The sequence below is a fragment of the Streptococcus parasanguinis genome, assembly GCF_964238605.1.
Lineage (GTDB): Bacteria > Bacillota > Bacilli > Lactobacillales > Streptococcaceae > Streptococcus > Streptococcus parasanguinis_AJ.
This window is the reverse complement of the sequence record NZ_CAXSMM010000002.1, coordinates 91,063-103,477: the sequence shown is the minus strand read 5'-3', so window position 1 is coordinate 103,477 and position 12,415 is coordinate 91,063. Positions and strand designations below refer to the sequence as shown.

Here is a 12,415-nt window from a genome sequence, read left to right as displayed (position 1 = left end):
CTCCTTTTCTAAAATAGAAGCGTCTATTTGATAATAAAGGCCATAACCAAGGTTACGAAGAAAGTACCTTCGACAAAGGCAACACCAAGAATCAAGAGGCTACGCAATTGACCGATAATTTCTGGTTGACGAGACGCAGATTTCAATAAGCTACTCATCATCAAACCTTCTGCCAGTGATACACCAAAACAGGCTAAACAAAGACCTAAAAATGTTAAATTCATGATGAATTCTCCTTTTATAAATTTTACCTCCTTAGTTTACTCCTAAAAGATATAATAGTCAAATATTTCCTATAAAAGTAAGCGTTTTAGTGAAATTACGTTAATTTTTTAATATGATAATTTTTCCTATCTACGATTGATTTCTTTTAATTTTTAGACGCTTTGTCCACCTCTATTCATTTTTTCTTCTAAAAAACTCTCACCTGCTCAGCAGATGAGAGAATTTGATTATTTAAAGATAGACGTTTTGAAACTGTCTGTTTGTTGCAGTAATTTCTTAAAGATTTTTTCTTTCAAGGCAAGGGTATTGTCAAATTTAACAGCACCATTCTTCAAGCTGGCCTGATCTTTTTCAACTGCAGTAGCGAAAGCTTGTTTCAAGTCATCATAAGTGCTGTAAATAGTGCCATCCACTTCAATAGCCTGAAGTCCATTTTTGGCACTGGTTACCACTTCATTGAAGTAGGCTTTCTTCCAGTCTTCAAGGGTACTGAATTTCCCATCAGAAATCTTTTGAATAATGTAATCATCCCCTAGAGTCGCATGACCTGCTTGTTTGGATTCCCGTTTATACTTGTTTGAAGCATAGCCTAAGAAGCCTTTTTCATAGCCATAGTAACCCCAGAGTCTGAAGGTATTGTGTTTGAAGGACATGGCTCCAGGAGCCCCTTCACTGGTGTTTCCACCATAGATCCCTGTCATCATCGGTACCGTCACATAGGCTGAGCCAAAGTCAGATGGATTATAGACTCCATTTCCAGGACCACGATTGGTCATGAAGTTGTTGGTGATGAGATCATCTACTGAATGTAAGGTGATGGCTTTTTCCTCATCGCTCAAAGGACGTACCTTATCAAATTGATTCTTGGTGTTAGCCCCTCGGTATTGTTTATCAACCTTCTTGAACCATGCATTGTTCAAGTCTTGACTGCCTTTGTTGAGGACAGCTTCTCCTTCTAGGTAATCCAGAAGCATGAGGGTATCATTATAGCCTTTCATATACCGATCGATGTCCTCACGTGAGGTGAGGTCATTCGGATTGGTATTGTACCATTGGTTTCCATCATTTGGACGTTCATAGGCCATGTTGATACCTAAGGCCTTGTATTCCCCATTTGGATTGGATACGGATGGCGTTTGTAACATGCCTTGGGCAAAGGCTTCGATATCAGTTCCTTCGCGATGTCTCCAACCACCTAAATAAACCATACGGTCATTGACGTGCGTCGTTTCATGCGTGAAGGCAGAGACCCCAAAGTCACTGATCATATCGGTCACCATGAAGAAGACAGAATCGTCTTTATATGGATTTCCGTAAATTCGCGCCACTGCTCCCATCCGCCAATCTGTCGCATGGTAACGATCGGTTGGACCATACAATTCACGGATTGGAGCCACATCTTTACCACTGTTGGTGTGGCCATAACGGTCTGTACTAATGCCCTTGTAGTTTTGGTTATCAAGGACAGGGGTCGGAACCATATTATTGCTCTTCAAGAGTTGATTGCGAACCTTATCTGTTGCTAGACGTGACCAGAAATCTAGGTAATTCTGTTGTCCTTTAGCGACCTTATCAATTTCGGTTTTGAAGGCATTCCGCTCTGCTACCGTGTTCTTACCATATTTCTCGAAGGAACTATAGGCCATGGTATTGTAAGTTGAAATCAAGAACATATGAGCATCTTTTAAGTTCAAGAGTGGCAAGATCATTTTACCGTGAACATCATTGTTTAAGCCCTCATAGGCTCTATGCTTAGCAGATGCGAACGCTGGATTGGTCGTCTCAGGCTCCACAATATAGACATTGTCTTTGGTTGCTTTGATGAACCAATCATTCAAGTCTGTATCAGTTGTAAAGAGGTCCATATTGTACTTCAGGAAGTCATTTAGGTTGCTAGAAAGAGTCGATTTAGCCACGACTTCACGGAAGGCATCATGGGTACGAGTCCCTTTGATGTAGTCTTCTTTTGAGCCGATTTCAATCAAGCGGTCTAAAACATCGACATTCTTCCCATAGAAGTCTGGCTTGAACAACATGAGCTGCTTGAGATTGACATCATCGAACTTCACTCCGTAATAGCGATTGAGGTAAGAAAGCCCTAAAAGAACGGCCGCCTTGTTGTCATCAACTTTCTTGATAAGGGCCCGTTTGGCAGCCTCATCTGTGTTCAATTGATGGTCTTGGTTTTCAACCAGTTGTTTGACAAAGTGAGTCAGATTGTCCTTGACTGCTTGGAAGCTTTCTTCAAGGTAAAGGTTCTTAATGGCATTGACTTTGTTAGGACCTGTTCGACCAAGATGTGTGTAGATTGGATCTGATTGTAATTCGACAGGACTTAATTTCTCTACGATGGCACCAATGAGATCGCTCCGATCTTTGTCCACCATATTCGGCGTGTAGACTACTTCACCGAGCTCCGCTACACTGTACTCTTTGACTTGTTTGACATTAGACTCTTTCGGTGAAATGCTGAAGACATCTTTGGTCTTATCTGCGTAGTGGATCAGGATGTGGTCGGCATCCGATAGTTCAGTGACAAAATCATTGCCCTTCATAGCGGTCACAGACAAAACTTCCTTGGTCAAGAGAGGACTCGTTGCAGCCAGTTTATTCCCTTGGTCGACAATCCATTCTTTGTTGTAGAAAGGTTGCAATTTAGCAATATTGCGGTAAGCTAGCTCACGAGTCGCATCGTAAGCAGTGATGGCCTTGTATTGATCGTCTTTGCTAACAAGGTGATTGAGCGTATCTTCAATCGGTTTGCTGCTGGTATATTTATCAGCAGTGATTCCCATTGCTTTGATTTTCTGCTCAGCTTCTGCCAGCGAGATGCTAGGGATTTTACGGGAGTTGTTAAAGGTTTTCTTCCCTTCACTCACGCCTTCAACACTGTAATTGCGCTTGGTTCTTGAATAGGTGAAGTAATCATCTGCGTCGATATCGGAGTGTCCGAAGACCATCTCACCCGTTTTGACTTTCATCATGGTGATGTTGTCTTCAATAGTCCCCAAGGCCCAGTTGGTCCCTAGTAATCCACCCGATTGAACCGCTTCTTTCAGTTCAATTGAACCTTTAGCAACTGAATTTCTGAGAACCCCTTCTTTACCTACTGTGTGGTTATTTCCACCATTTTGAGATGAATAAGCCAAACCTGCAGCTTTGGCTTTATTCCCAGTGATTTCAGCATCAACGTAAGCTTTTTCTACGACACCCTTCCAGTTCTCACCAACAACACCCGCTAGATAGCCACCTTTGTTCCCAGCAGCGTGCAGTTTCCCGATAAAGGCGACATTACTTACTTTTCCACTGCCATCAATTTTATTGACGATCCCTGCTACGTCATTGTTCCCAACAACACTTCCTGTTACTTTAACGTTCTCAACAGTTGCATTGTTTTTGATGACACCTGCGATTGGTGCCACTCGATCTGTCCCAGGTAGGTCAATATTGACATTTTCAAGCAAGAGATTCTTAACTGCACCACCTTCGATGTTCCCAAATAATGGTCTTGTAATGTTATGGATGGCAAATTTATTTCCATCCGTACTTTCCAAAATTCCCTTGAAGGCATTGGTCACATAGGATTTCCCTGCTGGCTGGACATTAGCCGCATTCATATTGCTACCAAGCTTAAAGGTACCAGTCGGATTGGCTTGCATGGCTTTTACAAGTTCGTTGAAATTGTAGTAGACATCACCTTCATGTGCTTTTGGTTTCGCAATATAGTGGACATAGTCCTCACTAAACTGTTGATCTGCAGTCCGTTGGACCAGATCAGGAGCTTTGGCTGTTACTTTGTAGAGGGTCGCGCCGTCTACCGTCACTTCTTCAATTTTATCAACCGCTAGTTTTGTAACCTTATTATCATGGGTGGTGACCTTTAAGTAGTAAGGCTTCACATCTGAAGGTGTTTCTGACAAGAGGCTACGATCGGTCTCAAAGCCTTGGTCATCCACGCTAATCAGACTAGTTTCCTTGATGTTTTTGATTTCAACTTTTTTAAGATCAATTCTCAGCGGTTCTTCCTTGAGAACTTCTTCTTCATCCCCATTTCCACGGTCATAGACCATAGTCGTTGCGAGCGTATAATTCTTGTAGTAGTCTAAGTCTGCTAAGGCAGCTGCTAAGTCCGTCTCTGAAAGGGCAAAAGTTTTCACCACTTGATCACCCTTCTTCAATACAGCCTGGATGGACTTGATGGTCACACCGTCTGGTTTATCCAAATGATAAGTAGCTTTAGCACTGCGCTTCAATTCTTCCTGATCGACCTGGGTCAAAGTTAAGGTAGGCTTGTCAAGTTCTTTGGTCCCTTGTTGAATGATCTGATCTTGGGCTTGTTCTACTACTTCTTCAGAAATTGTAGGAGCATCCGTTGTTTTGACACCTTTAATGGTCTTATAGACCTTGGTGATTTTTTTCTTCCCATTTTTACCGACTTTAGAAACCCTTTCGGTTCCTTTTAGCAAGGTGGCATCTTGTTCGGTTACCGTCTTAAATGGAATTTCTTCAAACGAAACATCCTCTGTTTGGCCTTCAATCGCCTTAGTCCCACGACTAATTTTTTCTGTCACAGGAACTTTTACCGTTTCAGTGGTCGTGCTCACGGGCTCGCCAATCTTCTCACCATTGACGGTCTTATAAACTCGACGAATCTCCTGGCTACCAGCCTCGCCTTTCTGAAGGAGGCTTTCTTCATCGGTGTAACGATTGGCGTCCGTTACATACTCTGTTTCATATGGAAGGATTACCGTTTCTGTCTCTGTTACCGTCCCTTCCGTTACTTGATAGGTTGGGTTCTCTGGTTGAATAGGAGCTTCGCCGACATGGCCTTCTTCCTGTGTTCCCTTGGCTTCCACCACACCTGTATAGGTTGGGTTCTCTGGTTGAACAGGAGCTTCGCCGACATGGCCTTCTTCTTGTGTCCCTTTGGCTTCCACTACGCCTGTATAGGTTGGGTTCTCTGGTTGAACAGGAGCTTCGCCGACATGGCCTTCTTCCTGTGTTCCCTTAGCTTCTACCACGCCTGTATAGGTTGGGTTCTCTGGTTGAACAGGAGCTTCACCGACGTGACCTTCTTCTTGTGTCCCCTTAGCCGTTACAACTGGAGAAGGACTGGGTTGAGGGGTTGGTTGGGCATCTTCTTTTGTCCCAACAGCAAGAATTTGTGAAACTGGTTCTTTAGTGACCTTGCTTTCAACTACTCTGCGAACTTCTTGTCCATCTACCACACTCACTTCCGTCAATATGGTTCGCTCCCCATTTTGGCCAGCAGTCAGCACCTTGGTTTGCCCTTTGGCTAATGTAGGATCCGCTTGTTTGACAGTTTCAAATGGCACAGGCTCAGTAGAGACTTCCAGGCTTGGTTTTTCAACTTGAGGAAAGGCTGGAGAGACTTCTGGGGTCACACGCGCTTGTGGTTCCACTTGTGGAATCCCTGTGCTTGTTTTGATCGTTCCTTCTACAGAAGGTTTCGTTTCCTGCATAGCCTTTGGCTCTTGTAAGCTCGTCTTTTGGACTGACGGGTAGCGCAGATAACCAATATAGTCATAGCCGTCAATTTGAATCACGCCATTTGCAAGATCTTTGCTCGATGCGATCGCAAGATCCTGATTATAGGCGCGCAAAACTTGATTTTGTAGGGCTGCGACTTCAACTGGAAGTAGAAGACTTTGTCCCATGGCTCCAATCAAAAGGACGCCCATGACCTTCTTCCGGTGCTTTTTAGAGAGTAAGAGGACCGCAAAGGAAGCTGTGGCTAGACTTAGCCCAAAAAGGGCGACTTCCTGACTTCCTGTTTGAGGAAGAACCGACTGAATTGCTTCCTTCTTCTTATAGACGAGATAGAAAGTATCTTCATTTTGATACTCTTCAGGGATTGCATGAATCACCTGTGCTTTTTCTTCAGCAGTCAGCTCTTCTTCTGTCACATATCCTAAGTGAACATGAGCAGGTAGAGTCATCTGATCAGCTTGGACAGGACGAGCTCCTAACAAGCTTCCTCCTAATAAAAAGGCTCCAATGGCCACCGGACCAACACCGACAGTTAATTTCCGAATCGAATATTTGGTCATTTTTTCAAACGTTTGTTTCGCTTTTTTCATCCTAAAATTCCTATATAGTAATATTTAACCCTCGAGCAGGGACCTGATTATTTTTAGAGAGGATGGGATCCTTTCCAGAAATAAGAACCTTCCCGGGATTTTTTACCTTTACCTATCTTATCTTTTTTCTTCTATTTTAGCAAGCTCTAAAACTCAAAAAAATAAACCGTTTTCTTTATAGGAAGAAAGCAACACAAAAAACGCCTCGAAAGGCGTTTGTATTATAGATCTATTTATAAGGATTGGTACAAATCATTGTATCGTTGACTAGCCGTATCCCATGAGAAGTCACGCGTCATAGCTTGCTCTTGGAGACCATACCAAGCCTGTTTGTCATTGTAGTAGACAGCCAAGGCTTCATCAACTGCCCAGTTAAACCAATAGCCAGACAAATTATTGAAACTAAAGCCTGTTCCACTTCCATCAACAGCATTATACGGTTGGACCGTATCTCGAAGTCCGCCGACTTCATGCACTAAAGGAAGGGTTCCATAACGCATGGCCATCATTTGAGAAAGACCACACGGTTCAAAGCGGCTTGGCATCAAGAAGACATCTGACGCTGCATAGATTTCTTGGGCCAATTGGACATCAAATGTGATATTAGCTGAAAGTTTATCTGAGTAGGCTTGACCGAACCAAGCAAAGGCATTTTCAAATCCAGGATCTCCTGTACCGAGCAAGACAATCTGAATATCCTTTTGCAAGAGTTGATGCAACTCTTCTACCACAACATCAAAACCTTTTTGGCGTGTCAAACGAGAGACGATCCCAAACAAAGGTACATCATCGCGAACGGGTAGACCGACACGTTCTTGAAGAGCTCGTTTACTAGCTGCTTTACCTGAAAGATCTGAGAGACTGAAGTGATACGTCAGAAGCGGATCAGTTTCAGGATTATATAGATCCGCATCAATCCCGTTAACAATACCGGTCACCTTGCCAGACTCCATCCGAAGGATCTGATCCAAGCCACAACCATATTCAGAAGTCATAATCTCATGTGCATAACTAGGAGATACGGTTGTCACACGGTCAGCATATAGAATGCCGGCTTTCATCCAATTCAGGCAATCATTCCACCGAAGTGTTCCGTCTGCATAGCGTTCAAATCCCACTCCGAATAGATCCCATAACATTCCTGGGTCAAACTGACCTTGGAATTCCAAATTATGGATGGTCAATACTGTCTTAATCCCATGATAAGCTTGAATCCAACGGTATTTCTCCTTAAGCAAGAAAGGAATCATCGCTGTATGGTAATCATGTGCATGAAGAACATCTGGAATGAAGTCAACCCGTTCCATCGTTTCTAAGGCCGCAAGCTGGAAAAAGGCAAAGCGTTCGCCATCATCAAAGTCACCATACACATGGCCTCTAAAGAAATAGTGTTGGTTATCAATAAAGTAAAAGGTGACTCCATCGCGCACAATGCGTTTCACACCAACATATTGACTTCTCCAGCCAACCTTGGTCTCAAAATGCAAGACATCTTCAATTTGATCCCCAAATTTTGCCTCTACCATATCATAGTAAGGGAGAATCACGCGCACATCATGACCACTTTTAGCTAAGGATTTAGGAAGAGCGCCAATGACGTCTCCCAACCCCCCTGTTTTAGAAAACGGTGCTCCTTCAGCTGCAACAAATAATAGTTTCATTAGACAATATCCTCTGTAACAATCGTTCCTTTTTTAACCACGACAGGTGCTTCTTTTGTCCCACGAATCGTCACACCAGCAGCCACTTCGGCCCCCTTATCCAGGATGGCATGTTCGACGATTGCATTTTCATGAATGACAACACCAGGGAAAAGAAGGCTACTGCGGACTTCTGAACCTTCATGAAGGTGTACCCGGCGTGAAACAACAGAGCGTTCAACGGTTCCTTCTACAATACTACCAGAAGCAAATTGGGACGATTTGATATTTGAAGTCTTGGAATAATAAGTTGGCTCTTCATTCTTCACTTTTGTATACACCTTTTGATTTGGTGAAAAGAGCTTCATGAATTTTTGGTTTTCCAACATATCCAAGTTTGCTTGATAATAGGATTCAACTGAGTGAATATTTGCTAGATAGCCTGTATACTCAAAGGCAAAGGCATTGTATTCCACCGCCAATTCACGTAAGATATAGCGAAGTTTTTGTGGGTATTCTTTTTTGGCTTCTTCTTCAATTTTTTCAATCAACCAAGGAGTATCTACAATAAAGACATCTGTTGACATATTGTAGACTTCATCAGGATTCTTACCATCAAAAAGTTTTTGCTCTGTAACATGGTCTGTTTCATCAATTTCCAAGACAGCATTCACTTCAGAAATGTTTTGCAGATGCAACTTTTTATAAACCACTGTAATCGGACGATCAATGGTATTATGAAGGTGGAAAATCTGATTGAGGTCAATATTCATTAATACATCACAGTTCAAAGCAACTGTTTGGTTCGAACCAGACCGTTTCAAATAGGTCAATAATTGTTGGTAGTATTCTGGTCCTACCGTTGTATTTTCAACTGGAGTATTATAGATTCCGAGGTAATAGTGGCTCAATAAAGTAGACAATCCCCACTCACGACCTGAACGAATATGGTCAAAGACCGAACTAATATTTTCTTGTTGGAAAATCCCAAAAACACTACGAATACCAGCATTTGCAAGACTAGACAATGGGAAGTCGATTAAGCGGTATTTCCCATCAAACGGTAGGGATGCTACCGGACGATGGCTGGTCAAAGTGGACATATCATGATACCCAACTGTATTTCCTAAAATGGCTGAATATTTATCAATCTTCATCTGTTGCTACCCCCACTTTTTCATTGTAACCGACAACTTGTACTTCCTCTGTTCCATCAATCACGACACCTTCTGCAATGACTGCACCTTCTCCGATAATCGCGCGTTTCACGACAGCTCCTTTACCGATAATGGCATTGCTCATCACGACAGCATCTTCGACAACTGCTCCTTCACGAACTTGAGCTTCTGTTGATAAGATGGAGTGTTTGACTGTACCGTCTACCGAACAACCGTCGACGACAAGAGAATCTTCGATGTGGCCATGTTCCCCAAAGAAGTTCGGTGGAGAAATGAGGTTGCGTGAATAGATTTTCCAGTGACGATCGCGACTATCCAAGGCATTATTCGGATCGATATATTCCATATTGGCTTCCCAAAGAGACTCAATCGTACCAACGTCTTTCCAATAGCCGTTGAATTCATAAGCATAAACACTTTCGCCTGATTCTAGATAAGTTGGAATGACATTTTTACCGAAGTCTGACATATCGATATCGCTCTTTTCAGCAGCAACCAACATATTGCGAAGACGAGCCCAGTCAAAGATATAAATCCCCATGGAAGCCTTGGTAGATTTTGGTTCAGCTGGTTTTTCTTCAAATTCAACAATCCGATTATTAGCATCGGTATTCATGATTCCAAAACGACTCGCTTCCTTCAAAGGTACATCTAGAACGGCAACGGTCAAGCTCGCATTATTATCCTTGTGCGCTTGAAGCATATCATCATAGTCCATCTTGTAGATATGATCACCAGAAAGAATCAAGACATATTCAGGATTGATGCTGTCGATATAGTCGATATTTTGTAGGATGGCATGACTAGTTCCTTCGAACCAACGATTTCCTTCACTAGCTGAATAAGGTTGTAAAATAGAAACACCTGTATTGATTCCATCCAAGCCCCAGCTTGAACCATTTCCAATATGACTATTGAGGGCCAGTGGCTGGTACTGTGTGATCACACCAACATTGTGAATTCCTGAGTTGGCACAGTTTGATAGCGCAAAATCGATAATCCGATAGCGCCCACCAAATTGAACCGCAGGTTTTGCGATGTTTTTGGTTAATTTTCCAAGACGTGTTCCTTGCCCACCGGCAAGAATTAAAGCGAGCATTTCATTCTTCATTGACTACTTCCTCTTTTTAAAGCTTGGACTCCCATAGAGTCAACCGATCGTCATTTCTTATCTGATGTTTTAGATTTTGTCTTACGCACCTTGCGTTTTACCTTCCAAATGCTAGCTCCTAAAGCCGGCAAGGTAAAGGTCAAGGTTTGTTCATAATCCTTCCACAGTCCCTCTTGAGACTGAACTGTCGGATTGTGCTCTTTCCAGACACCTCCCCATTCTTCTAATTCTGTATTCCAAATTTCTTCATAGACCGCTGATACAGGCACACCAATCGTAAAGTCCTTGCGTTCTACTGGTGCCATATTGAAGACACATACTAGAAGCTCGCCTTTACGATTCTTCCGGACCATAGACAAGACGCTCTGATCTCGGTTATCAGCATCAATAATCTCTAAGCCATCAAAGCTATCATCAATCTCCCACAATTCTTTGTGCTCTTTGTAGAAATGATTGAGCTGAGAAGTGAAACGACGCATCTTAGCATTCATTTCATCCTCTAGATTGCCCCATTCCAGTTGCTCCTCTGACTTCCATTCCAAAAATTGACCAAATTCTGAACCCATAAAGAGCAATTTCTTACCTGGATGGCAGATCTGATAAGTTAAAAGATTACGGAGTCCAGCAAATTGATTGTAACGATCTCCCCACATCTTATGCATCAAACTCTTCTTACCGTGCACCACTTCATCATGTGAAAATGGTAGTAAGAAATTCTCAGAAAATGCATACATGTAACTAAAGGTCACCAGATTAAAGTCAAATTTCCTGTAGACCGGGTCTTCCTCATAGAATCGGAGAATATCATTCATCCAACCCATATTCCATTTATAGTCAAAGCCTAGACCACCTTCTTCTTCAGGGCCTGTGATCTTTTGACCAGCAGAACTTTCTTCTGCAATCATCATAACATCTGGGTGTTCGTTCTTGATAATCGCATTCAAACGTCTAAGGAAATGAACCCCTTCATAGTTGAGGTTTCCCCCATCAATATTTGGTGTCCATGGACCGCTATCGTAATCAAGATAGAGCATATTGCTCACGGCATCAACCCGAATTCCATCTAAATGATAGGTGTCAATCCAAAACTTCAAACTAGAAATCAAGAATGACTGGACTTGATTTTTTCCTAAATCGAAGTTCAAAGCTCCCCAACCATAGTTATGTGCCCGATGTTCATCCTGATACTCAAAAGTTGGTGTTCCATCATAATAAGCCAAAGCATCATCATTAATGATGAAATGGCCAGGTACCCAATCCACAATCACTCCGATATTGTTGAGGTGACATTCTTCCACGAAATCTTGAAACTCTTCTGGGCTACCATAAGTCTGCTCGAGGGCAAAATAGCCCATGAGCTGATAGCCCCAGCTCAATCCCAATGGATGGGCCATCACTGGCATAAATTCTACGTGGGTGTAGTTCATCTCAACCAAATATGGAATCAATTCTTCTTTTAGTTGTTTGAAGGTATAGGAACTGTGATCCTCATTACGTTTCCACGATCCTGCATGAACCTCGTAAATATTAACGGGTCGTTCCTTAAAACCAAGTTTTTTGCGGCGTGCTCTCCAAAGACCGTCTTTCCAGTTCTTTTCCGGAATGGTCTTAATGATAGACCCTGTATTGGGTCGTTTTTCCATCCATAACGCTAGAGGATCAATTTTTTGAACCTGATGACCATTATTTCGTGTCACCAAATATTTGTAGATATCTCCCTCTTTTGCATCCGAACAGAAGACTTCCCAGACGCCTCCTTCATTACGAACCATTGGAATTTTCCGGGCTTCCCAATCAGTAAAGTCACCAATCAGATCGACCGCCTGGGCATTGGGAGCCCAAACACGGAAGGCATACCCTTCTTGTTCTCCCCTTGTTTCCTTGTGAGCACCTAAATACTCTTGAAGCTGGAAATTATCCCCTCTTCCAAATGTCCATAAGTCTGTGCTTCTATCCATATACTCACCTCTTTTATTTTTTGAAAGCGTTTTCTAATTGTTTTTATTTTACTATAAAATCACTTAATTTTCAAGTTGATTCCAGGAAAATCATGTAAATTTATCAGGAAAAGTTCTTTCATTTTCTTTTCCGAACCTTTTACTTCATTCCTTCGCTTTCCTCCCAATCTTACTTACGATTATACTATATATACGAGGAAAA

6 protein-coding genes are annotated in these 12,415 nt (G+C 42.4%); all 6 read right to left on the bottom strand.

The window, feature by feature from the left end; genetic code table 11:
- Positions 1 to 23 precede the first annotated feature (23 nt).
- The 6 genes from ACESR9_RS02455 to glgB all read right to left on the bottom strand — a co-directional run bounded on the left by ACESR9_RS02455 (position 24) and on the right by glgB (position 12,213).
- Positions 24 to 224: a F0F1 ATP synthase subunit C gene (locus ACESR9_RS02455; RefSeq protein WP_003006433.1), complete on the bottom strand. Its 201-nt coding sequence runs from the start codon at positions 222 to 224 to the stop codon at positions 24 to 26.
- A gap of 228 nt (positions 225 to 452) precedes the next feature.
- Positions 453 to 6,326 (bottom strand): ZmpA/ZmpB/ZmpC family metallo-endopeptidase, encoded by a 5,874-nt coding sequence (locus ACESR9_RS02450; RefSeq protein WP_373105374.1) that lies wholly within the window; start codon positions 6,324 to 6,326, stop codon positions 453 to 455.
- Between the two features lie 233 nt (positions 6,327 to 6,559).
- A complete protein-coding gene (gene glgA, locus ACESR9_RS02445; protein ID WP_373105372.1) occupies positions 6,560 to 7,987 on the bottom strand; it encodes a glycogen synthase GlgA in 1,428 nt (475 codons plus the stop codon).
- Positions 7,987 to 9,123: a glucose-1-phosphate adenylyltransferase subunit GlgD gene (gene glgD / locus ACESR9_RS02440; protein ID WP_371494643.1), complete on the bottom strand. Its 1,137-nt coding sequence runs from the start codon at positions 9,121 to 9,123 to the stop codon at positions 7,987 to 7,989. The genes glgA and glgD overlap by 1 nt, the downstream gene beginning before the upstream one ends.
- On the bottom strand, positions 9,113 to 10,255 hold the full coding sequence (locus ACESR9_RS02435; protein ID WP_021152896.1) for a glucose-1-phosphate adenylyltransferase: 1,143 nt from the start codon (positions 10,253 to 10,255) through the stop codon (positions 9,113 to 9,115). Before ACESR9_RS02435 ends, glgD begins: the two co-directional genes overlap by 11 nt.
- A gap of 50 nt (positions 10,256 to 10,305) precedes the next feature.
- On the bottom strand, positions 10,306 to 12,213 hold the full coding sequence (gene glgB, locus ACESR9_RS02430; protein ID WP_373105368.1) for a 1,4-alpha-glucan branching protein GlgB: 1,908 nt from the start codon (positions 12,211 to 12,213) through the stop codon (positions 10,306 to 10,308).
- Between the last annotated feature and the right edge of the window lie 202 nt (positions 12,214 to 12,415).

Excerpts from the sequence above, each read along its gene's own strand:
- glgA (WP_373105372.1), bottom strand. The coding sequence starts at position 7,987 with ATGAAACTATTATTTGTTGCAGCTGAAGGAGCACCGTTTTCTAAAACA.
- glgB (WP_373105368.1), bottom strand. The coding sequence starts at position 12,213 with ATGGATAGAAGCACAGACTTATGGACATTTGGAAGAGGGGATAATTTC.
- ACESR9_RS02450 (WP_373105374.1), bottom strand. The coding sequence starts at position 6,326 with ATGAAAAAAGCGAAACAAACGTTTGAAAAAATGACCAAATATTCGATT.
- glgD (WP_371494643.1), bottom strand. The coding sequence starts at position 9,123 with ATGAAGATTGATAAATATTCAGCCATTTTAGGAAATACAGTTGGGTAT.
- ACESR9_RS02435 (WP_021152896.1), bottom strand. The coding sequence starts at position 10,255 with ATGAAGAATGAAATGCTCGCTTTAATTCTTGCCGGTGGGCAAGGAACA.
- ACESR9_RS02455 (WP_003006433.1), bottom strand. The coding sequence starts at position 224 with ATGAATTTAACATTTTTAGGTCTTTGTTTAGCCTGTTTTGGTGTATCA.